This window comes from Pseudomonas imrae, from assembly GCF_046352735.2.
Taxonomy (GTDB): domain Bacteria; phylum Pseudomonadota; class Gammaproteobacteria; order Pseudomonadales; family Pseudomonadaceae; genus Aquipseudomonas; species Aquipseudomonas imrae.
This window is the reverse complement of the sequence record NZ_CP110853.2, coordinates 4397456-4420384: the sequence shown is the minus strand read 5'-3', so window position 1 is coordinate 4420384 and position 22929 is coordinate 4397456. Positions and strand designations below refer to the sequence as shown.

Sequence of the window (22929 nt, the reverse complement as noted above, 5' to 3'; positions counted from 1 at the left end):
GGTGATTGGTGTTCAGCAAAGGTCTGGTCTGCTATTATCGCCAGCCTTTGTTGATACCAGTTCGCAATTTGCGCTGAAGCGGTCCAAGCCATGATTAAACAACGCACCCTGAAGAATATTATTCGTGCCACAGGTGTAGGTCTGCACTCCGGGGAGAAGGTATACCTGACCCTCAAGCCTGCACCTGTCGACACCGGCATCGTGTTTGTGCGTGCCGACCTGGACCCAATGGTGCAGATTCCTGCTCGCGCGGAAAACGTTGGCGAAACCACGATGTCGACCACATTGGTCAACGGTGACGTCAAAGTGGATACGGTGGAGCACTTGCTCTCGGCCATGGCTGGCCTGGGCATCGATAACGCCTACGTCGAGCTCTCCGCGTCCGAAGTCCCGATCATGGATGGCAGCGCTGGACCTTTTGTATTCCTGATTCAATCTGCCGGCCTGGAAGAACAGGACGCAGCCAAGAAGTTCATTCGCATCCTGCGGGAAGTGACAGTAGAAGATGGCGACAAGCGCGCTACCTTCGTCCCGTTCGAAGGCTTTAAAGTGAGCTTTGAGATCGATTTCGATCACCCGGTATTCCGTGACCGCACCCAAAGTGCAAGCGTGGATTTTTCCAGCACTTCGTTCGTAAAAGAAGTCAGCCGCGCCCGTACCTTTGGTTTCATGAGTGACATCGAGTACCTGCGCAAGCACAACCTCGCACTCGGCGGCAGCGTTGAAAACGCCATTGTGGTCGACGCGGATGGTGTACTGAACGAAGACGGCCTTCGCTACGAAGACGAATTCGTGAAGCACAAGATCCTCGATGCAATCGGTGACCTCTACCTGCTGGGCAATAGCCTGATAGGCGAGTTCAAAGGCTTCAAGTCGGGTCATGCATTGAACAACCAGCTCCTGCGCAAGTTGATTGAGCAGAAAGATGCTTGGGAAGTCGTGACCTTCGAAGATGCCAGCACCGCACCGATCTCTTACATGCGTCCCGTTGCGGCGGTGTAAGTAACAACTCTCTTTCTTTAGTTTTTAAAGGCTGCCTTCGGGTGGCCTTTTTTATGGGCGATTGTTGCCCCTTATAGAAGGTCGGCATCAACGGTGCGGTTACGCCCGCCATGCTTGGCCGCATACAGCGCCTGGTCAGCGCTGAGCAGCAGTTGCTCCAGACTGGACGGGTTTTTTCGGTCCCCGGTACTCAAGCCAACACTTACGGTGATAGGCCCCACGCTTCCTGCTACCGGAGGCAGTTTTTCGACGCTGCTGCGGATCTGTTCGGCAATCACTCGCGCGCCTTTGGCGTCGGTATGGGGCAGGATCACCGCGAACTCTTCCCCACCATAGCGCGCCGCCAAGTCGGCAGGTCGGCGGATGTTACTGGCGATCACCTGTGCCACGTTGCGCAAGGCGTCGTCACCGCCCTGATGGCCGTGCCGGTCGTTGAAGGCCTTGAAGTGGTCGACGTCGATCATTAATAGCGCCAAAGGCTCGCTGGAGCGTTGGGCGCGGTCCCATTCCAGGCGTAGCCGCTGGTCCAGGATGCGGCGGTTGGCCAGGCCGGTGAGGGCGTCTGTGGCTGCCAGTTCTGACAGCACCTTCTCGGCACGGTAGCGGCGCCGCAGTTCCAGGCGCAGCATCCAGGTCAGCCATAACAGGCCGATACACAACACGCCGGTGGCGCCAGCGGTGAGCCACGCCGCGCGCCTCCAGGCAGCGAACACGTCGTCGTTGGCCAATGCTACCACTACGATCAACGGCAAATGTCCGACGCTGGTAAAGGTAAAGAGCCGCAATGTGCCGCTGCTGGCGGAGATCGCCCTGAAGCTGCCGCTGCCTTCTTGCAGCATGCGTTTGAAGTTGGGGCGCGAGCTCAGGTCTTTATCGATCATGTTGCGTTCCAGCAATGGTTGCTGGGCCAGCAGGATGCCCTGATTGTTCAGCAAATTGATGGTATTGCCGCTACCGATGGTCAGGCTGTTGAACAATTGGTCGAAGTACGCCAGGCGCATGGTTGCCACGGCGACACCGGAAAACTCGCCGTTGGGCCCGTTCACCCGGCGGCTGAATGCAATACGCCATTCCTGGTCGCAATCACAATGGATCTTGAATGGGCGGCTGATGAACAGTCCGATCTCGGGGTTATTCTGGTGGACCTGGAAGTAGTCGCGGTTGGCGAAGTTTCGCGCAGTGGGCCTCAGCGTGGAAGAGTCGGCTATCACCTGGCCGGTGGCGTCGAGAAGCAGGACTTCGCCCTTGTAGGGAGCTGCTGTGGATTGATCGAATTGCAGTTTGTGCCGAACATCGAGCGGCACCCCCGGTAAGTCATTACTCGCGGCGCTGATCAATCCTTGCAGCGCCAGTTCATACAACTCGATGTTACGCAGTACATCGGCGTTGATCAGTTGGGTGATGTTGCTGGTTGAACGTTGGGCGGTCTGCAGCGTGCTGGCATGTTCGCGGATCAGCAGCACGGCGACGATGATCATGATCAGCGTAACGGTAAGACCACTGCCCAGAATCAGCAAAAGCTCCGGGCGGGCGGGCAGTTTATGGGCGCGGCGATGGCTCATCGAATTGGTTTCGGCGGTGACGATGATGGCAGTTTAGTTCGGCGCGCTGAAAATTAAGTCATTGGCAAAAAAGAAAATTCACCCTCAGAAGACATCGATTGGGTAGTCGACAATCATTCGGTACTCATCCATATCCCGATCCACTGCCCCATAGCCATTGCCCCCGCGATTGCTCGCCCATTGCAGGCGCACCGAAAGATCCTTGGCCTTGCCACCCTGCACCACATATTTGAGATCGATATCCCGTTCCCAGTGCCTGGCGTGCTTGCCGTCGGCGCTGTACCAGGCCGAATAGCCACGGCTGTTGGGGTCGACCTTGGTCAGGTCGGTCTTGCCGCTGGAGTAGGACACGGCCGAAGTCAGGCCCGACAGGCCAAGGCCGGCGAAGTCATAGGCGTACTTGAGTTTCCATGAGCGCTCGTTGGGGCCGTTGAAGTCCGAGTATTGTTGGGAGTTGTCCAGGTACACGCTGTCGCCCTGGGCGATGTAGTCGAACGGCGTGTCGCCGTTGACCCGCTGGTACGCGGCGGTGACGCTGTGATTGCCCACGCCCACGGTGAAATGCAGGCTGTAGGTGTTGTTATCGATATTCCCCAGCAGGGCATGGCCGGTGTCTTGGGTATGGTAGAAGTGCAGGCCGGGGTTGAGGCTGACCAGGTCATTGAGCGCGTAGGTGTAGTCCAGGTCGTAGTAGTACTGGTTCCACACATCCTTGAGTTCGGCGGCGTACAGGTTACTGGTCAGCCCTGGCAGGCCGCTCCAGGCTACACCGGCCCAGTTCATGTGCTGGCTGTCCTGGCCCTTGGGCAGTGCGCCATAGCTGGTGCCGATGCGTCCGTGGCCGCTCTGGTTGTAGAGCTTGGCAAAACTGGCCTGGCCGCCTTCGAACATCCAGTCGTCAAGGCTGTGATTGGTCAGGCTGACGCCACGGAAGGTCTCGGGCAGCATGCGCGTCATGCCGCCGGCAATCACCGGGTTGTTGAGGAACAGGTCACCGGCTTTGAGTTCGGTATCGAAGGCGCGCATTTTCAGGGTGCCGCCACCGGTGGAGAACGAGCCGGGCGCTTTGCCGTTGCCGCTGCCGTACGGCAGGATGCTGGAGCCGTCGGTGCCACCGCCGCCGTCCAGTTTCAGGCCGAGCATTGCATGGGCGTCCAGGCCAAAACCCACGGTGCCCTGGGTGTAGCCAGACTCGAAGATCCCGAGAAAGCCCTGGCCCCACTCCTTGCTGTCGTCAGTGTGGATGTCGCGGCGGTCGCGATTCATGTAGTAGTTGCGGGTGTTGATAATGAGGCTGGAGCCTTCGACGAATCCGTCGGCGGGAGGGGCATCTGCGGCATGGGCGAGAGGGGAGATAGTTGCTGCAATCGCGAGGAATAACGGGGTGAATGTCTGCACGGGTTTCACCGGGGGAGCTCCTTTGGGTAAGTCTGAATGGCCAATGTTGTGGGGTGTTCCTGGCCTTTTTTACGGCAAAAAAAAGCCGCTGAAGTCAGCGGCTTTAAGACAGATTCCCAGTGTAGAGCCCTGGAAATAAGTCGAGGGAAATAGCAGGGCGGGTCGGCTGTCTTTGCCGTCTCGCTCGTCGATGCGACATATTGGCGCAGGCGAGCGGTACGGTACAGAGTGTAACAAGATAATGACTGTTACCAAAATAGCAACAGTAAAGGCGGTGAGGATCTGCCTATGGGGAAGGGCTTGTGTGGGAGCGGGCTTGCTCGCTCCCACATTTTGATTGTGTAGCGGTTTTAAAATTCAGCTCGGCAGAGTGATGCCAAAGGTGTTGCCACCGTGCTCGCTGCGCACGAACACATCCCCGCCATGCATCAAGGCAATCGCCTTGACGATGGCCAGCCCCAACCCATGATTGGCCCCGCTGTTACTGCGCGAGGCGTCGACCCGGTAGAAGCGCTCGAACAACCGGGGCAGATGTTCGCTGGCGATCAGTTCCCCTGGATTGGTTACGCCGATCAGCACTTGTTGCTCCTGCGCTTCAATCCACACCTCGATCACCTGCCCCGGCGAGGTGTGCTGTACGGCATTGTTCAGCAGGTTGATCAGGGCCCGACGCAAATGGGCCTTTTCGATCCGGACCTGCGCATCGCCGAGTACCGTGACCTGCACCTGGGCGTCTTCGAGGATAAAGTCCAGGTAGTCGAGAGTAGTCGCCACCTCAGCGGCCAGGGAGCATTCAATCAGCTTGGTGGCCTTGCTGCCCTGGTCGGCGCTGGCCAGGAACAGCATGTCATTGATGATCGAGCACAGGCGCTCCAGTTCTTCCAGGTTCGATTGCAGTACTTCGAAGTAATGCTCGGCTGAACGACCACGGGTCAGTGCCACCTGGGTCTGGCCGATCAGGTTGGTCAGCGGCGAGCGTAACTCGTGGGCCACGTCGGCGTTGAACGATTCCAGGCGTGAGTAGGCGGTTTCTACCCGTTCCAGGGCCGAGTTAAAGGAATTGACGAACTGCTTGAGTTCCGGCGGCAACGGCGACAGTTGCAAGCGGCCTGAGAGTTTGGGTGGTGCCAGTCGTTGCGCTTCATTCGAGAGTTTGATCAGCGGCTCGAGGCCGATGCGCGCGACCCAGAAGCCCAGCAGCGAAGCCAGTACCACGCCGACAAACGACAGGCTGATCAACGCCATCAGCAAATGATGCTGGGTAGCGCGGAAGTTGGCTGTATCGATGGCGATCATGAACCGCAGCGGCGGACGCTGGTCCTTGGCGGGGAACTGACTGACCAGCACCTTGAAGGGATACGCATGCTCCGGCAGGTATAAGTCGCGCTTGCCCATCGGCCCTGCGGCGAATTCGCGGATGCGCGCATCCGGGTTGCCGTACTCATAGGCCGGGTCGCTGCTGACCACCCAGAAGCGAATACGCTTGTCCTCTTCCCCCAGCAACTTGAGTTTGCTGGCCATCTTCCCCCAGTGATCCGGCGTACCGAAGCGGGTGATCGACGACTCCAGTACGCTGTAGCGCGCATCCAGCTCGGCCCCCGGCAGCAGCCCCAGGCCACGGTCAACCTGTTGATACAACGCACCGCCGATCAGCAGGAAAATCACCAGCGCCACCAGGCTGAACATGCCGCTCAGGCGCAGGGCGATGGAGTTACTCGACATTGCGGTTCTCCAGCACATAGCCCATGCCGCGGATGGTGTGCAGCAGCTTGTGCTCGAAGGGCCCGTCGAGCTTGGCCCGCAGGCGCTTGATCGCCACTTCGACCACATTGGCATCGCTGTCGAAATTGATGTCCCAGACCATTTCCGCAATCGCCGTCTTCGACAGGATTTCCCCCTGGCGCCGGGCCAGGATGCTGAGCAGCGAGAACTCCTTGGCGGTCAGGTCCAGGCGCAGGCCGGCGCGGCTGGCTTTGCGGCTGATCAGGTCTATCCACAGGTCGGCGATGGTCACCTGCACCGGCTCATGCCCGCCGCTGCGCCGGGTCAGGGCTTGCAGGCGGGCGACCAGTTCGAGGAAGGAAAACGGCTTGCCCAGGTAATCGTCGGCGCCTTCGCGCAGGCCGCGAATGCGGTCCTCCACACGCTCGCGGGCGGTGAGCATGATCACCGGCGTCTGCTTGCGTGCCCGCAGTGCGCGCAGCACGCCAAAACCGTCGAGGCCGGGCAGCATCACATCGAGCACGATCACTGCGTAGTCGCTTTCCAGGGCCAGGTGCAGGCCCTCGATGCCGTCGCGGGCCACGTCCACCGTGTAGCCTTGTTCCGTCAACCCGCGATGCAGGTAGCCGGCAGTCTTTTCTTCGTCTTCAATAATCAGGACGCGCATGACCCCGCCTCACTGTGTGGTCGCCAGCCCGAGGGCCGACTTGGGTCTGTGGAAAAGTTTCTCGAGATACAAGTATATGACCGGCGTGGTGAACAGCGTCAGCGCCTGACTCACCAGCAACCCGCCGACCACCGCGATCCCCAGGGGCTGGCGCAGCTCAGCGCCGGGACCTGAGCCGAGCATCAGCGGCACTGCGCCCAGCAACGCGGCGAGGGTGGTCATGATGATCGGCCGGAACCGCGTGACACAGGCTTCATAAATCGCATCGGCGGGCGCCAAGCCACGAACGCGCTGGGCTTCCAGGGCAAAGTCGATCATCAGGATGCCATTTTTCTTGACGATGCCGATCAACAGTACCAGGCCGATCAAGGCCATGATGGAAAAGTCCTGGCCCAGCAGCCACAGCATGATCAGTGCGCCCAGGCCGGCAGAGGGCAGGGTCGAGATGATAGTCAGCGGATGCACGAAGCTCTCATACAGCACGCCGAGGATGATGTAGACCGCCACCAACGCCGCGAGGATCAGCCACGGTTGACTGGCCAATGAACTCTGGAACGCCTGGGCTGCGCCCTGGAAGTTTCCGATGATGGTGCTCGGCATGCCGATCTCGTTCTTGGCCTGGTCGAGCATGATCACCGCGTCTCCCAGGGCCACCCCCGGCGCCAGGTTGAACGACAGGTTGGCCGCCGGGAACATGCCGTCATGGCTGATGGACAACGGCCCGACGGTCGGCGGATCAACCTTGGCCAGGGCCGACAGCGGCACCATTTCACCGTTCAGGGGCGAGCGCAGGTAGAAGTAGTTCAGACTCTCAGCCTTGCCCCGCTGCTGGCTGTCCAGCTCCAGCACCACTTGGTACTGGTTGGTCTCGGTCTGGAACTCATTGACTTGGCGTTGGCCGAATGCATCGTAAAGCGCTTGGTCGACATCGGTGGCAGTCAGGCCGAAACGCGCGGCAGCCTGGCGGTCGATGCTGATGTGGGTGATGCTGCCGCCCAGTTGCAGGTCGTTGGACAGATCGCGAAAGGCCGGGTTGGCACGCAGTTTTTCGGTCAGGCGCTGGGTCCAGGTGTTCAGAGTCGCACCGTCGTTGCTCTTGAGCACGTACTGGTACTGGCTGCGGCTGGGCCCGGAACTGAGGTTGATGTCCTGGCCGGCGCGCAGGTACAGCACGATCCCCGGGACCCGGGCCAATTTGGCGCGGATCCGGTCGATAAACTGGCTGGCCGACACATCACGCTCACCCCGATCCTTCAAGGCAATCCAGAAGCGGCCGTTGGCGATGGTCTGGTTACTACCGGTCACGCCCACGGAGTGAGAGAAGTTTTCCACAGCTGGGTCAGCCTGGATGATCTCGGCCAGGGCTCGGTGCTTGGCCACCATATCCGGGTAGGACACATCGGCCGCCGCCTCGCTGGTGCCGAGAATAAAACCGGTGTCTTGTACCGGGAAAAAACCCTTGGGAATAAACACGTAGCCGGCCACGGCCAGGCCCAGGGTTACGGTGAAGATAGCGAGCATCGTGCGCGGATGGGCCAGTGCCCGTCGCAGGTTCCGGGCATAGCTGGCCAGCAGGCGTTCGCCAAAGCCCGGCTGGTCGTGGGGGCGGTGAGTGGGGGCGCGCATGAACTGCCCGGCCAGCATCGGCGCCAGGGTCAGGGACACCACCACTGAAATCAGAATGGTCGCCGTGGCGGTCAGGGCAAACTCCTTGAACAGCCGCCCGACCACGCCGCCCATGAACAGCAGCGGGATAAATGCCGCCACCAGCGAAAAGCTGATGGACACCACAGTAAAACCGATCTCGCCGGTGCCCTTGATCGCTGCTTCCCGCTTGTCCAGGCCCGCCTCAAGATGGCGATGGATGTTCTCCACCACCACAATCGCATCGTCCACCACAAATCCCACGGCGATGACGATGGCCACCAGCGTCAAGTTATTCAGGCTGAACCCCATCACATACATCAAGGCAAAAGTGGCCACCAGCGATACCCCCAGCACGCTGGAGACAATCAGGGTTGCCGACCACTGGCGCAAGAACAGCGCCATCACTGCCACCACCAGCAACACCGCGATCAGCAGGGTGATTTCCACTTCATGCAGCGAGGCACGAATGGTCTTGGTGCGGTCTGACAGCGAGCTGACCTCCACCGACGCCGGCAGCATCGCCTGCAGGCGCGGCAGCTCGGCCTGGATGCGATCGACTGTGTCGACGATATTGGCCCCTGGCTGGCGGAAAATCACCAGGTTGACCCCTGGCGTATCACCGGACCATGCCTGCACGTAGGCGTTCTCCGGACCATTGATCACCCGCGCCACATCGCGCAATTGCACCGGCGCGCCGTCCTTGTACGAAACAATCAGCTCACCGTATTCCTCGGGGTGGAACAGTTGATCGTTGGTCGACAACGTCGACACGCTGTCGCGCCCATACAGCGCGCCCTTGGCCAGGTTCAGGCTCGATTGCTGGAGCACCAGGCGGATGTCGGCCAGGGTCAGGCCAATGGCGGCGAGTTTGTCCGGCGAGGCTTGCACGCGGATCGCCGGGCGTTGCTGGCCGGTGATGCTGATCTGGCCGACCCCCTCGATCTGGCTGATCTGCCGGGCCAGAAGGGTTTCCACGTAGTCGCTCAGTTCGGTTCCGGGCATGTTGTTGGAGCTGATGCTGAGGATCAGCACCGGGCTGTCCGCCGGGTTGACCTTGCGCCAGGTCGGCAGGGTGGGCATATCGCTGGGCAACTTGCCGGCCGCGGTGTTGATCGCCGCCTGCACTTCCTGGGCGGCGGTATCGATGCTCTTGTCGAGGGTGAACTGCAGGGTCAAGAGGCTGGAGCCCAGGGCACTGCTGGAAGTCATCTGTGTCATTCCAGGGATGGCGCTGAATTGCACTTCCAGGGGCGTTGCCACCGAGGACGCCATGGTATCGGGGCTGGCTCCGGGCAGTTGGGCGGTGACCTGAATCGTCGGAAACTCCGCCTCTGGTAGTGGTGCGACGGGCAGTCGTGAGAAGGCGATCAAGCCCACTAGCACCAAGGCAAAGGTCAGCAACAGCGTGGCAACCGGATGGTCGACGCACCAGGCGGATAGCGAACGCTGGCCTCTCATGACGCGGGCTCCGCCTGGACGGCTTGCGGCGCCTCCTTGAGAATATTCACCCGGGCGCCGGCCGTGAGCCGCGATTGGCCGTCGCTGACCAGTACATCACCGACCTGTACGCCCCGGATGACGTTCACGTCGCTGTTTTGATAGCTCACTTGCACCGGCACGATGTCCACTTTGTCGCCGTTGACCCGATACACAAAGTGCGAGTCCAAACCGCGCTGGACGATCGTTGGCGGCACCACTAGGGCGTCTTTGTCGATGGCCGTCTGGATTTTCACCGTGACCAGTTGGCCGGGCCAGAGTTTTTGCGCAGCATTGGTGAATTCGGCCTTGGCGCGAATGGTGCCAGTGGTGGCACTGATCTGGTTGTCGATCAGGCTCAGGTGTCCTTCGCCCAGCAGATTGGCGGTTGGGCCATCGGTATCGGCGCCCATATACGCGTCGACACTGGCCGACTGCTGTGCCGCGATCAGGTTTTGCAGGGTCGGCAACATCTGTTGTGGCAAGGAAAACTCGACGGCGATCGGGTCGATCTGAGTCACGGAGAACAATCCCTGGGCATCGCTCATGCGCAGGAAGTTGCCTTCATCTACGCTGCGGATGCCGACGCGGCCGGTGACCGGTGAGTGGATCTGCGTATAGGACAGTTGCACCTGGGCTGCATCGATAGCCGCCTGGTTGCCTAGAACCGCGGCCTTGAGCTGGTTGACCAGCGCCTGCTGCTGATCGTAGGTCTGCCTGGACACGCCATCGTCGGCACTCAGCAGTTTGTAGCGCTTGAGATTGACCAGTGCCACTTGCAGTTGTGCCTGACTCTCCCCCCGCTGAGCCTTGGCCTGGTCGAGACTGGCGCGGATCGAGCGGTCGTCGAGGGTTGCGAGTAGCTCGCCAGCCTTGACCAGTTGACCCTCCTTGACCAGCAAACGAGTGAGGATACCGTCGATTTGCGGCCGGATCACCACGCTGTGCAGCGACAGTACCGAACCGATGCCCGTGACATAGCGCGGCAAGTCCTGCTCAACGACTGTCATCACCCGCACTGGCACGGCGCTGGAGGGCACCAATCGGGTTTTGGCCGGTCGAGTCAGGGCCCAAACTGCAATAGCCAGCACCACGATACCACCCACGACTAATAGCATTTTTCTTCGAATGAGCATGTTATGAGGCGCCAAAGTAGAGGGCTGAGAGATTTGGGGGCGTATTTATAGCCTGCCAATCCGGTCAGTAAGGTGACCGCTATCTGACAGGCGCGTCAGCAAACTCGCGACCATTCATAAGGCAATGGTCAAAGACTCAGGCCGCACAGGTATACTTCCTGCCAGCGTGACACCACTTGGGTCCGCGTCATTTTTGTACTCCCGGAGCTTTCATGAATTCCCCGACACAACACCCTGTTGATGCTGTCGACGCTGTTGAACACGCCGACACTGACAGCGTAGAGACAGCCGCGACAACCGAGATCCCGGCATTCAAGTTTCCGTTCAAGCCGGGCGAGCTGGCCGGGGCCAAAAGTGCCGCCCAGCCCTGGTACAAGAACGGTGCCAAGAACGGCCACACCAAGTCCCCGGGCATGGCTCCTCCGGGCACTCGTCGTTCGATGGGTAAACGCTGAGAGTAATAAGTTTCACGCATGGTGGGATTTTGCCTACGGTCTTTGCGGATATTTCTGCTTGTAGGCCTACGACCGTTTCTTGAAAGCTTGCACCGCCTCTGCTCACCGGCTCTTCTCCGGGACTGGGCGTGAGGCTGGACTTTCCGGAAAAGGACGTTTCCCGTGGCCCTGATACGTACCTGTGTAGTGCTCGCCCTACTGCTTTCGTTGGATGCCGCCGCGGCGCTTGATCAGCCTCGGCGTGAAATCCGTTTTGCCGTTGCTGCGCAATTTCCCCCCTTCCAGAGCCGCAACCCGCAAGGGCAGTTGGTTGGCCTGAACATCGAACTGGGCAACGCCCTGTGCGTGCAGCTGAATGTGCGGTGCATCTGGGTTGATCAGGTGCTTGTGGAAGATTTTCCCGCCCTTGAGGCCCGGCAATTCGATGCGATCATGGGCATGGCGCCCACCTCCAAGCGACGGCGCTGGGTGAGCTTCACCGATAATCTCTACCCCTTCACCACACGTCTGGTCGCACGTAGAAACTCAGGCCTTATACCTACCGTAAGCTCCCTCAAGGGCAAGCGTGTCGGTGTATTGCTGGGGAGCAACCGCGAGGCTTTTGCCCTGTCGAAGTGGGCGCGCAAAGGCGTCACGGTCAAGAGTTTCTGGCTTAATGACGAATTGGTACGCAGCCTGGTGGCGGGCGATATCGATGCGACCTTGCAAGGCACCGTGGAGATCCGTGATGCCTTGCTCGACACCGCTGACGGGCAGGCTTTCGACTTCCTGGGGCCAGCTGTTTCGGCTGAGCTGCTGGGCGATGGGGTGGCGATCGCGCTGCGCAAAACCGATACGGCGTTGCGCAGTGAACTCAACTGCGCCCTTGCACAACTGATGCAAAACGGCGAGTACCAGCGGATCATCCAACCCTATCGTCTTGAAGCACCGCCCTTTGGACGTTAAGCCGCGCGCAACGGGATAAACGCATAGTTGGAGGGCTCCTCAGTGGCGATCTGCGCCCCTGCATCCAGCAACTTTTCGGCAACATCCAGCCCCGATACATGAAACACCCATTCATTGGCGGTCGACGGCTGGCCGCCAGCCAACTCCAGCGCCTGGGCAAACGCGCCCATGTCTGGCAGGTAGGCGGTAAACCCGTCGCCCTTGAGCGCCGTGGTGCGGATACCCAGCAGGGTGCAGACCGCTTCCTTGGCCCCTACGTCATTACGGTCGGCCTGGCGTGAGCGCTGGATCAATGCTGCCAGCTCCTGGTCCATCAACTCGCCACCGGCGATCAGTAGCGGACCCTGTTCCCAGGATTGCGGTGGGCAATCCTTGGCGACGGGGTTCAGCGCAATATGTGGGTTGATCTCCATCGGGTAGATGCGACATACCAACGGGCGACGCTCATAAATGCGGCACAGGTTGTCTTCGTCAAGATTCCGGCAGCGTCCGGCGTTATAGGCCGCAAAGGTGATTGCCACAAACGCCTCGGTCGTGCCGCTGGGTACTACCACCGAGCGACGTTGTGCATGCTCGCGTTGCTGCGGCGCCAGGCCCAGGCCATTGCCCAGGAACCCCTCCACTAGAATGATGACATTGCCGCCGTCTGCCGCCCACATCCGGGCTTCGTCGAGGGTCAGGGGCACATGATGGTCAGTGCAGCATTTGCCGCAACCGACGCAGGAAAAGTGGGTGGTGGTCATGGGAGTCTGTCACCAGGCTAGGTCAGAAGGCGCATGGGCTCGGTGACGGGTTTACACCTCCGCCCACCGCGCAGGCCTTGGGCAAAGCAAGTTATGCGCCAGCCTCAGTCTTCGGTAACCCGGTCGCGCAGCACAAACACCATGCCGGCGGTTTCATACAGATGACGGGCGCGGGTATTGGATTCGCGCACCTTGAGGTCGACAAACGCCTCGCCACGCTGCTGGAACACCAAAAAACTGTGCAGCAGCAAGGCTCGGCCCAGGCCTTGCCCCTGCGCCGTAGGGTGAATGGCCAGGCTCTTGATAAAGGCACTGGTCCAGCACTGCGCTACCCCGAGAATGCCGTGGGCGTTGCTGGCTACCAGACAAAGCCTGGGGTCGAACTCGGCATTGGTGACGAACTGTTGACGCCACTGGTCAAGACTGCCCACACGGCCACCGCCTTGCTCCTGCGCCATGCACAGCACCGCATGGATCGCCGGGGCTGAGGCGTCTCGGTAGTGGTCCAGGCGAATATCCGCCGGCCATTGCGGCGCGGGCAGGGCACCCATGAGGTCTCGGCGCAGCAGCTGGAAATACTCGCTCATTCGTTACCTGCCCTGCTGTGCCACACAGTGGGCTGCGACGACCAGGCATTTGGTCAGCTCTGGTGACGAGAACTTTGTCAGCACCGCATCGGCGCCTGCCAGGCGGGCTTTTTCACTGTTCATCGCGCTGTCGAGCGAGGTGTGCAGCAAAACGTAGAGGTTCTGGAAATCCGGGGTTTCGCGCAAGGTGCGGGTGAGAGCGTAGCCGTCCATCTCGGACATCTCGATGTCGGAAACCACCACATTGATTTGTTCGGCCGTACCTTGCAGCTCCAATAGGCAGTCGATGGCCTCCCTGGCGCTTCGGGCAGTGTGGCATTGCAGGCCGAGATTGCGCAGGGTGTGTACCGATTGCTGCAGGGCGACCTGGCTGTCATCCACCACCAGGATCCGCGCCCTGCCCAGTATTTCGGCTTCTTCCATGGTCAGGTCGGTAGGCGCTACTTCGATCGGTGCAGGTGCGATGGCGTGAATGACTTTTTCGATATCCAGCACTTGTACCAACACCCCGTCGACCTGGGTGACACCGGTGATAAACGAACGACTGCCACCGGAACCAAACGGCGGCGGGCGAATATCGGTAGTCAGGCAATGGACGATGCGGCTCACTGCCTGTACATGCAGGCCTTGCTTGGAGCGGCTGACGTCAGTGACGATCAGGCAACCGCCGTCCGGGTCTTTCAAGGGCATTTCGCCCAGCGCTCGACTGAGATCGATCACCGACAATGCAGCCCCGCGCAGGGTGGCGATGCCTTTGACGTGGGGGTGGGACTCCGGCAGCTTGGTCAAGGGCGGGCAAGGGATGATTTCGCTGACTTTCAGCAGGTTGATTGCCATCAGCTTGCCGCTGCGCAAGGTAAAGAGCAGAAGCGAGAGAGAGTCTGCGCGGGCTGTGGTGGTGGACATGGCAACCTTCTGTGGATCAGCGGGAACGAGCTATGAAAGGTTATCGACGCACATGCCAAAAACTATAGGAGCGTGGGCGTTGCCACGTTCTCGCTCGCTTCTGAGCAGATCGGCTTGCCTAAGGCTCAAGCCTTCCATACCTGCGGGTTGACCAGATCCTGCGGCCGCTTGCCCAGCAATGCGCTGCGCAGGTTATCCAGGGCGCGGTTGGCCATGGCGTCGCGGGTTTCATTCGTGGCCGAGCCGATGTGGGGCAGGGTTACGGCGTTACTCAATTGGAACAACGGCGACTCACTCAGCGGTTCTTGTTCATAGACATCGAGCCCGGCGCCGCGAATGCGCTGGTTCTGCAAGGCTTCAATCAGCGCTGGCTCATCGACTACCGGCCCGCGGGAAATATTTACCAGAATTGCACTGGACTTCATCAGCCCCAGCTCGCGATGGCTGATCAAATGCCTGGTCTTCTCGCTCAATGGCACCACCAGGCAGACGAAATCCGCCTCGCCCAGCAATTGGTCGAGGCTGCGAAACTGCGCGCCCAGTTCGTGTTCCAGCGCAGTCTTGCGGCTGTTGCCGCTATAGAGGATCGGCATGTTGAAACCCAGGCGAGCGCGACGGGCAATGGCTGCGCCGATATTGCCCATGCCGACGATACCCAGTGTCTTGCCGTGTACATCACAACCAAACAACGGTGCGCCGACGCTGGCTTTCCATTGCCCTGCCTTGGTCCAGGCATCCAGCTCGGCGACCCGGCGGGCGCTGCTCATCAGCAGGGCAAAGGCCAGGTCTGCGGTGCTTTCGGTGAGCACGTCCGGGGTGTTGGTGAGCATGATCCCGCGTTCATTGAAGTACGCCACGTCATAGTTGTCGTAGCCGACCGACACGCTGGAGACCACCTCCAGTTTGCTCGCGCCTTCAAGCTGTGCCCGCCCCAACTTGCGACCAACACCGATCAGGCCGTGGGCATGAGGCAGAGCCTCGTTGAATTGAGCACCGATATCGCCCAGCTTGGGGTTGGGGGCGATGACGTCGAAGTCCTGCTGCAGGCGTTCGATCATTGCGGGCGTGACACGGCTGAAGGCAAGAACGGTCTTTTTCATTGCGGGCTTGGCTCATCGACAGGAGGAATGCCAAGCAAGCTAACATTTATCCCGATGCTGCAAAACCACTCTGTGGCAGCAGGGCGCAGGCTTATGTGGGAACGGCGGTGCGACGATTGGACTTGCTCGTTCCCACACAAAGCCCGCCCTGATTTGCAATGCCTACAAGGGCAGCCGTGTGCTGCCGACATTCCCGCTCAGCTCATACGCCACCAATTCCGCCTGGTGCGCAGCCAGTATTTCCGGCAGCGAACCACGCAGGTATTCCACCCAGGTCTTGATCTTGGCATCCAGGTACTGGCGGGACGGGTAGATGGCGTACAGGTTCAGTTCCTGGGACCGGTAGGTCGGCATCATCCGCACCAGCGTGCCGTTGCGCAGGCCCTCGATGGCCGCGTACACCGGCAGCAGGCCGACCCCCATGCCGCTGATGATCGCAGTCTTCATGGCGTCGGCGGAGTTCACCAGAAACGGCGAGCTGTTAATGCTCACGCTTTCCTGGCCGTCAGGGCCGTTGAAGGCCCACTTGTCCAGTTGGATCACCGGGCTGACCAGGCGCAGGCAGGCGTGGTTGAGCAAGTCACTGGGCCGTTGCGCGCAGCCGTTGGCTTTGACGTAGGCCGGCGAGGCACAGACGATGCTGTAGGTGATCCCCAGGCGCTGGGACACGAATCCGGAGTCCGGTAGCTCGCTGGCGAGCACGATGGACACGTCGTAGCCCTCGTCCAGCAAGTCCGGCACGCGGTTGGCCAGGGTCAGGTCAAACGTCACGTCTGGATGGGTACGGCGGTAGCGCGCGATGGCATCGATCACAAAATGCTGGCCGATGCCGGTCATCGTATGCACTTTCAATTGCCCGGCGGGGCGTGCATGGGCATCGCTGGCCTCGGCCTCGGCTTCTTCGACATAGGCCAGGATTTGCTCGCAGCGCAACAAATAGCGCTTGCCAGCCTCGGTCAGGGCGATGCGACGGGTGGTGCGGTTGAGCAAGCGGGTTTGCAGGTGGGCCTCAAGATTGGAGACCGCGCGCGATACGTTGGCTGTGGTGGTGTCCAGTTGCACGGCGGCAGCGGTGAAGCTGCCGGCCTCGGCGACACAACTGAAGGCGCGCATGTTTTGCAAGGTGTCCATGGGGTGCTCTCAAGGGAGATGGCAAATTGTGACACGAAGTTACCCGTGGGTGTGCCTGACGATGAGCTGACGTCAAGAGTATCGCTTTGGGTACCGGGTCCGGGTCAGCTCAGGACAGTTTCCAGGCTTCACTGACTTTAGCCTTGTAATAAGTGTCAAGGTAGGTCTGCAGCATGTGTTTGAACGCTATCTTGGCTTGGGCGTGATGCCCGTCTTGCGGGCTGTCCTGGGCCTTTTTCGCCTGTTGGAGCAGCGCTTCGACATCACGGCAAAGCTGGGGGTTGATACGCCTGATGGTTTCAATTTCTCCAGTCAATACCGCGCCATGGTTTTGTTCGGCAATGTTGTCGAGCAGGGCCTTGATATCGTTCTCGTGTGCGTTGACATAGGTATCCCATGCCCGGTTGCCGTGATCGCCCCCCAGCAGTTGATAGGCGATGGGCAGGATGAAGTCGAGGGAGTCGCAACCCAACTGCTCGTTTTGAATGTGTCGCTTGATACGGGTTGATTCTATTTCCACGTCGATAAGCTGGCTGGCCATTTCGGGAAGCCTGACCGTTGAATGTTTACTGGTCATATGGAGCGTGCGCAGTATCACCGGTTGATGATCCTTGATTTTTACCAGGATATTGCTGGATCGGCGGTTAGGGGTGCCAAGCACGGAGTCAGTTATGGAACCAATCAGGTTCTCCCATGAGAAGTTTTGTTGGCCAATGCCTGACAGCACGCAGCCCAGAGCCTTTTTCAAGGCTTTCGCTGCATCAACCTCGTCAATATGGATCTCCAGGTAGTCGCCGCTCAGGTGCGGGTCGTCTTCATGCCTGTGGATAAAGTGAATGGTTATGCCTTTGCCCGGCGACGCTTGCGCCGTATCGGATAAGTCTGCGCGTGCCGTAGCGGTTGCGGTGCGGGTGTGGGTGCTGGAAGTGAATGTCTTGAGGGCCGGCGGGCGGAGCAGATCATGATTTTTGGCCATCAACTCACGCAGTTTTTTATCGGTGGGTTCATCGACGCCCGACCGCAACTTGCGTACGACATAACGTTCGAGCAGTGCCTGGGATTGCCGATTGATTTCGTGCAGGGTGTCGTTCAATTCGCTAGGTAATACAGGCAGGCAGGCCTGATGGGTAAAGCGTCGGCTGCTGGATAGCCGATGCTGCTGCATATCCCTGAGCAACTGGGCACTATCATCGCCCGCATGCTGGCGGGCATTGAGTTTGCGCTCGGCCATTGCGGGATACCGGTCATATAAGTCGACAATATCCATGGCTCTGTATTTTTTTGCCAGGGTCAGGTTGAGCGCAATATCGGTGTTGAAGTTTAAAAATTCAAAACACTCGATGGCCGTGCGAGTGCCACAACTGAGGACCATTCCACGTTGTTTTTCCACGGCTTCAGGCGTGGAGCCAAAGCTTGAGAACGCAATGTCGCCGAGTCCATTCACGGCCAGGCTCTCCTTGACAAAAGACTGGCTGAGGTTGGCATACAGCCGGTTCCGTTCAAGGTGATTTGAAACGCTTGTGATTTGGGTGAAGTACTTTGCGGCGCTCGTGCGACTTTCGCTTGCGCGGGCACTCAGCGAATGGCTGTTCGTTTCGACGTAGGCCTTGAGACTTTTATATTCCCGGGACGTCAGCAGGCCGATGCCAAGGGTGCTTTTGTGCTTGCTTACGTTGGGGAACGTGGATTTCACCTTCAGCAACAGGCTGTTGATGCGGGTGTCTTGCAGGCGCATGTCTGCAGTCAGGCCCAGGTGTGAATCGTTGGCAAGGTAAGGCCCTGCACTGAGTTGCCTGCTCGGTATCAACTGATACTCGTAGCCGATATGCCGGTGGTTGGACCGCACACCTGCGGTGTTGATGTAGCCAAGGGCGGCGGACATTGTTTCTGTGAGCTGTTGATGTTTTTGTTCACTGGACGCGGCCCGGAACTGCCATTTGAGCGCACGACATAATTTGTAGTCTTCGTGGCTGCCGGTTTGTCGGGCCAGGAGATGTTCGGCTTTTTTGAAGAAATCGTAGAAATCCGAGAGTTCCTGGGCATCAAGCTCCAACTGCGGATCAGTGTGGGTGATTTTATGATGCAGCTCGGTGATGGCCCGAATCTTATCGGTCCCTGGCGAACCGGCCTGCAGTTTTTTCAAAACCACGTCTACGATCCACCGCGCATCCCGTTGCGGCGGCAGGGGCAGGGCGCTTGAGTTGCCTGAGGTGCTCTTCAACTGCCTGGACAAGGGGCTCGAAGTGCCCGACTCGAGAGGGGCAGTGGCGAGTTCGCGTGAAGTTACGCTCAGTACCGGTCGCATACCAATTCTCCTGCTCTCCTGAAGATGGGAAGGATATAGCGAAGAAATTCTGACGGAAGATGTGCGAGGTGGTTGTCAGAGTACTGCTCGGCGTCTCGGGGAAATGGTTAGAACGTATTTCTATTGCCGTTCGGATTATCGTCCGTACGGTAACAAAGATTCACAGGAATCCCACCTTATCGCCACCCGGCCTGCCCCCTAGAATTGTCCCTCCTTACCCCGCCATACCAGCTCAGGAATTCACAGCAGTGCCGCGTCGCATCAGCAGAGAGCTGAAGACTCTCAGTGTTTGGGCTTTATCGTTAGCAATCAGCGGCTGCATCTCAAACGCAGGCATCGCGCCCCAGGGCCAGGCCCTGAGTGCCGACAACCTTGCCACCGACGACGCCATCCGAAGCGCCGCACAGGACGCCCGTTGGCCCACCGTCAAATGGTGGCAAGCCTACGGTGATCCCCAGCTCGACCGCTGGGTCGAACTCGCCACATACGACAGCCCGAGCATGGCCATGGCCGCCGCTCGGGTACGTGAAGCGCGAGCGATAGCCGGGATTGCCGAATCGGCCGAGTCGTTGCAGATCAATAGCGATTCCACCTTGAAACGCCATAACTGGCCTAAGGATCAGTTCTACGGACCTGGCGAACTGAGTGATGCCACTACCTGGGACAATAACTCCACCCTGGGCCTGAGCTACGCGTTCGACCTTTGGGGACGCGAGCGTAACGCCAGCGAGCGCGCCGTCGACCTGGCGCATATGCGCGCCGCCGAAGCGCGCCAGGCCCAGCTCGAATTGCAGAGCAACGTAGTTCGCGCCTATATCGAGCTGTCGTTGCATTACGCCAACCGCGATATCGTCGCCGCCACGCTGGCCCAGCAACAACAGATTCTCGAGCTGGCCAACAAGCGCCTGGAGGCAGGGATCGGCACGCATTTCGAAGTCAGCCAGGCCCAGACCCCGTTGCCGGAAACCCACCGCCAACTGGACGCCCTGGATGAAGAAATCGCCCTGAGCCGTAATCAACTGGCGGCGTTGGCCGGCAAGGGGCCGGGAGCGGGCGCACAACTGCAACGGCCGGGCCTGTCACTTGCCGCGCCATTGAAGCTGCCGTCCACCTTGCCCGCGCAATTACTCGGTCAGCGCCCGGACGTGGTCGCCAGCCGCTGGCAAGTCGCGGCGCAAGCGCGTGGTATCGACGTTGCTCACGCCGGTTTCTACCCCAACGTCGATCTGATTGGCAGCCTCGGTTACATGGCGACCGGTGGCGGCATGCTGGAGTTTCTGGCCGGCGGCAAATTCAACTACAGCGTCGGTCCGGCGATTACTTTGCCGATCTTCGACGGCGGCCGGCTGCGTTCGCAGTTGGGCAAGGCCAGCGCGGGTTATGACATCGCTGTCGCCCATTACAACCAGACGTTGATCAACGCCCTCAAGGGCATCAGCGATCAGTTGATCCGCCGCGAATCCATGGACAAGCAACAAGGCTTCGCCGCCCAATCGCTGGCCTCGGCGCAGAAAACCTACGACATCGCGATGATCGCCTACCAGCGCGGTCTCACGGACTACCTCAATGTGCTGACTGCGCAGACTTTGCTGTTTCGCCAACAGCAGGTGCAGCAACAGGTCCAGGCCGCGCGCTTGCGTGCCCATGCCGAGTTGGTAACCGCACTGGGCGGTGGTGTAGGCGCCGGTGATGACGTACCGGCGCCAGGCAAAACCTTACCCGGCAAAATCCCGGCGGCATTGGCCGTGTTTGATCACTGATCAGGTTTCCCATGACTCCCTTGCTTGTACCGCTGCGTTGGTTGCATTCCCTGGAATGGCGGCGTGGATTCTTCGACTGGGTACGCAGCGACGGCGTGACCTGGGTCTACATCTTCAAAGTGTTGGTTGCCGCGTTCCTGACGCTGTGGCTGGCGATGCGTCTGGAGCTGCCGCAACCGCGTACCGCGATGATCACCGTGTTTATCGTCATGCAACCCCAGAGCGGCCAGGTGTTTGCCAAGAGCTTCTATCGCTTCCTCGGCACCCTGGCGGGGTCGGCGGTGATGGTGCTGTTGATTGCCTTGTTTGCGCAGAACACCGAGTTGTTCCTCGGCTCGCTGGCGATCTGGGTGGGCATCTGCTCGGCAGGTGCTGCGCGTTATCGCAATTTTCGCGCCTACGGGTTTGTCCTGGCGGGATATACCGCGGCAATGATTGGCCTACCTGCTTTGGCCCACCCGGACGGCGCGTTTATGGCGGCGGTATGGCGGGTGCTGGAAATCTCCCTGGGGATACTCTGCGCGACCCTGGTCAGCGCTGCGATCCTGCCCCAAACCGCCAGCGCCGCGATGCGTAACGCCTTGTACCAGCGCTTCGGGGTGTTCGCGTTGTTTGTCACCGACGGTCTGCGCGGTCGCAGCCCGCGCGACGGCTTCGAAAGCAGCAATGTGCGTTTCATCGCCGAGGCTGTGGGGTTGGAGGGGCTGCGCAGCGTCACGGTATTTGAAGACCCGCACATGCGTCGGCGCAATGGGCGCCTCAGTCGCCTGAACAGTGAATTCATGGGCATCACTACACGTTTCAACGCCTTGCATCAATTACTCGAGCGCCTGCGCAGCGATGCGGCAGACCATGTGGTCGCCGCCATCAAGCCGGGCTTGCAAGACCTGGCCGAATTGCTCGATGGCTTCAGTGGGCGTGCGTTGACCAGTCCCGATGCCGCTCGGCTGGTGGGGCAATTGACGGCCTACAAAGAGCACCTGCCCGCCAAGGTGCGCAGCCTGCGCTCGAGTTTTCAGGAGGCCGCGCCCAGCGACGCCGAACTGTTGGATTTCCATACGGCTTACGAATTGCTGTATCGCTTTGTCGATGACTTGCATGGGTATGCACAGACCCACGCGTCCCTGGCCGATCACAGTCATGCGCGCGAGCATTGGGATGAGCCGTATACCCCGCAGACCAACTGGCTGGCCTGTGCCGCTTCGGGCATTCGCGCAGCCTTTATTTTGGTGGTGCTGGGCAGTTACTGGGTGCTCACGGCATGGCCCAGCGGCGCCACCATGACCCTGATTGCGGCGGCCACCGTGGGCCTTTCGGCCGCCACACCGAACCCCAAGCGCATGGCGTTTCAAATGGCTTGCGGCACCTTCATTGGTGCCTTGGTGGGGTTCGTCGAAATGTTCTTTGTATTCCCCCGCATCGATGGTTTCCCCCTGCTGTGTGTGATGCTTGCTCCGGTCATTGTATTCGGCGCCTTCCTCTCTTCGCGGCCGCGTTACGCGGGGGTCGGCCTGGGTTTACTGATCTTCTTCAGCACGGGCTCGGTGCCGGACAACCTGACGATCTACAACCCCTATAGTTTTATCAATGACTATATTGCGATGATCCTCGGCATGTTGGTGTGCGCCGCCGCCGGCGCGATCATTCTGCCGCCCAACAGCCCGTGGTTGTGGCGCCGCCTGGAGCGGGACCTGCGTGAGCAAGTGGTGTATGCCATCAGCGGCAAGCTCAAGGGCCTGGCATCGAGTTTCGAAAGCCGCACCCGCGATTTGCTGCATCAGGCTTATGGCCTGGCTGTCGGCCAGCCGTTGGTGCAGCGCAACTTGTTGCGCTGGATGTTCGTGGTGCTGGAGGTCGGCCACGCGATCATTGAGTTGCGCAAGGAACAGGCGATCCTGCCGATTCACCCGGCCTATGCCCAATCCCAGCCCTGGCGCCAGGCGATCCGGGTGATGGGGCGTTCGTTGATGCGTCTGTTCCTGCAACCTGGCCAGAGCAATCTTGAGCGCGCACTGGTGGCTGTCGACCACGCCATCAGCCGAGTGCAGGCCACCGACGAACCGTTCGCCCCGCACTTCGACACCTCGGCCCTGCGTCGGGTGAAAAGCTACTTGCACTTTATTCGCACCTCCCTGCTGGACCCGCAATCGCCGCTGGCTGCCCTTAAGCTTGAAGGATCCACCGATGCCCCGTGAAATCGCATTCCACGGCGTTTACATGCCAACCATGACCTTAATGTTCTTCATCGCGGCAGGGCTTGCCTGGGCGCTGGATCGCTTCCTCGCAGGTTTTGACCTGTACCGTTTTTTCTGGCATCCGGCGCTACTGCGCTTGAGCCTGTTCGCTTGTCTGTTCGGCGCTCTGTCGCTGAGCGTCTACCGTTGAGA

General features: G+C 60.0%; 18 protein-coding genes. 6 read left to right on the top strand and 12 right to left on the bottom strand.

Features of this window, described 5'->3' with window-relative positions:
* Nucleotides 1-90 precede the first annotated feature (90 nt).
* On the top strand, nt 91-1002 hold the full coding sequence (gene lpxC / locus OQ460_RS19985) for a UDP-3-O-acyl-N-acetylglucosamine deacetylase (protein WP_410019094.1): 912 nt from the start codon (nt 91-93) through the stop codon (nt 1000-1002).
* Nucleotides 1003-1073: 71 nt separating this feature from the next.
* On the opposite strand, the gene OQ460_RS19980 is transcribed toward lpxC, so the two are convergent.
* From OQ460_RS19980 to OQ460_RS19955, 6 genes are all read right to left on the bottom strand, one after another.
* The gene (locus tag OQ460_RS19980; RefSeq protein WP_410019093.1) at nt 1074-2564 is read right to left on the bottom strand and encodes a sensor domain-containing diguanylate cyclase; all 1491 of its coding nucleotides are present in this window, start codon (nt 2562-2564) and stop codon (nt 1074-1076) included.
* 84 nt (nt 2565-2648) lie between these two features.
* Entirely contained in the window at nt 2649-3971 is a 1323-nt protein-coding gene (locus OQ460_RS19975) for an OprD family porin (protein ID WP_410019092.1), read from the bottom strand.
* A gap of 348 nt (nt 3972-4319) precedes the next feature.
* A complete protein-coding gene (locus OQ460_RS19970) occupies nt 4320-5684 on the bottom strand; it encodes a heavy metal sensor histidine kinase (protein ID WP_410019091.1) in 1365 nt (454 codons plus the stop codon).
* A complete protein-coding gene (locus tag OQ460_RS19965; RefSeq protein ID WP_410019090.1) occupies nt 5674-6351 on the bottom strand; it encodes a heavy metal response regulator transcription factor in 678 nt (225 codons plus the stop codon). The genes OQ460_RS19970 and OQ460_RS19965 overlap by 11 nt, the downstream gene beginning before the upstream one ends.
* A 9-nt stretch (nt 6352-6360) precedes the next feature.
* A complete protein-coding gene (locus OQ460_RS19960; RefSeq protein ID WP_410019089.1) occupies nt 6361-9456 on the bottom strand; it encodes a multidrug efflux RND transporter permease subunit in 3096 nt (1031 codons plus the stop codon).
* Entirely contained in the window at nt 9453-10610 is a 1158-nt protein-coding gene (locus OQ460_RS19955; protein WP_410019088.1) for an efflux RND transporter periplasmic adaptor subunit, read from the bottom strand. Before OQ460_RS19955 ends, OQ460_RS19960 begins: the two co-directional genes overlap by 4 nt.
* A 212-nt stretch (nt 10611-10822) precedes the next feature.
* Here OQ460_RS19955 and OQ460_RS19950 point away from each other — a divergent pair, with 212 nt between their 5' ends.
* Complete coding sequence (locus tag OQ460_RS19950) at nt 10823-11065, top strand: hypothetical protein (RefSeq protein ID WP_410019087.1); 243 nt, start codon at nt 10823-10825, stop codon at nt 11063-11065.
* A 162-nt stretch (nt 11066-11227) separates the two neighbouring features.
* The gene (locus tag OQ460_RS19945; RefSeq protein ID WP_410019086.1) at nt 11228-12010 is read left to right on the top strand and encodes a transporter substrate-binding domain-containing protein; all 783 of its coding nucleotides are present in this window, start codon (nt 11228-11230) and stop codon (nt 12008-12010) included.
* On the opposite strand, the gene OQ460_RS19940 is transcribed toward OQ460_RS19945, so the two are convergent.
* From OQ460_RS19940 to OQ460_RS19915, 6 genes are all read right to left on the bottom strand, one after another.
* Entirely contained in the window at nt 12007-12753 is a 747-nt protein-coding gene (locus OQ460_RS19940) for a YkgJ family cysteine cluster protein (RefSeq protein WP_410019085.1), read from the bottom strand. The two genes, OQ460_RS19945 and OQ460_RS19940, sit on opposite strands and share 4 nt — an antisense overlap.
* A 104-nt stretch (nt 12754-12857) precedes the next feature.
* Nucleotides 12858-13340, bottom strand: a complete 483-nt coding sequence (locus OQ460_RS19935; RefSeq protein ID WP_410019084.1) for a GNAT family N-acetyltransferase — start codon at nt 13338-13340, stop codon at nt 12858-12860.
* A gap of 3 nt (nt 13341-13343) precedes the next feature.
* The gene (locus tag OQ460_RS19930; RefSeq protein WP_410019083.1) at nt 13344-14246 is read right to left on the bottom strand and encodes a chemotaxis protein; all 903 of its coding nucleotides are present in this window, start codon (nt 14244-14246) and stop codon (nt 13344-13346) included.
* A 125-nt stretch (nt 14247-14371) separates the two neighbouring features.
* Nucleotides 14372-15346, bottom strand: a complete 975-nt coding sequence (locus OQ460_RS19925; protein ID WP_410019082.1) for a 2-hydroxyacid dehydrogenase — start codon at nt 15344-15346, stop codon at nt 14372-14374.
* 162 nt (nt 15347-15508) lie between these two features.
* Nucleotides 15509-16477, bottom strand: a complete 969-nt coding sequence (locus OQ460_RS19920; protein WP_410019081.1) for a LysR family transcriptional regulator — start codon at nt 16475-16477, stop codon at nt 15509-15511.
* A 109-nt stretch (nt 16478-16586) separates the two neighbouring features.
* A complete protein-coding gene (locus tag OQ460_RS19915; protein WP_410019080.1) occupies nt 16587-18530 on the bottom strand; it encodes a hypothetical protein in 1944 nt (647 codons plus the stop codon).
* A gap of 500 nt (nt 18531-19030) precedes the next feature.
* Between OQ460_RS19915 and OQ460_RS19910 the strand changes: the two genes are divergently transcribed.
* Genes OQ460_RS19910 through OQ460_RS19900 form a run of 3 tightly spaced genes read left to right on the top strand, consistent with a single transcriptional unit; the run spans nt 19031 to nt 22927 of the window.
* Entirely contained in the window at nt 19031-20542 is a 1512-nt protein-coding gene (locus OQ460_RS19910; RefSeq protein ID WP_410019079.1) for an efflux transporter outer membrane subunit, read from the top strand.
* An 11-nt stretch (nt 20543-20553) separates the two neighbouring features.
* Nucleotides 20554-22737, top strand: coding sequence for an FUSC family protein (locus tag OQ460_RS19905; RefSeq protein WP_410019078.1), 2184 nt, complete (start codon nt 20554-20556; stop codon nt 22735-22737).
* On the top strand, nt 22727-22927 hold the full coding sequence (locus tag OQ460_RS19900) for a DUF1656 domain-containing protein (RefSeq protein WP_410019077.1): 201 nt from the start codon (nt 22727-22729) through the stop codon (nt 22925-22927). The genes OQ460_RS19905 and OQ460_RS19900 overlap by 11 nt, the downstream gene beginning before the upstream one ends.
* Nucleotides 22928-22929: the final 2 nt, after the last annotated feature.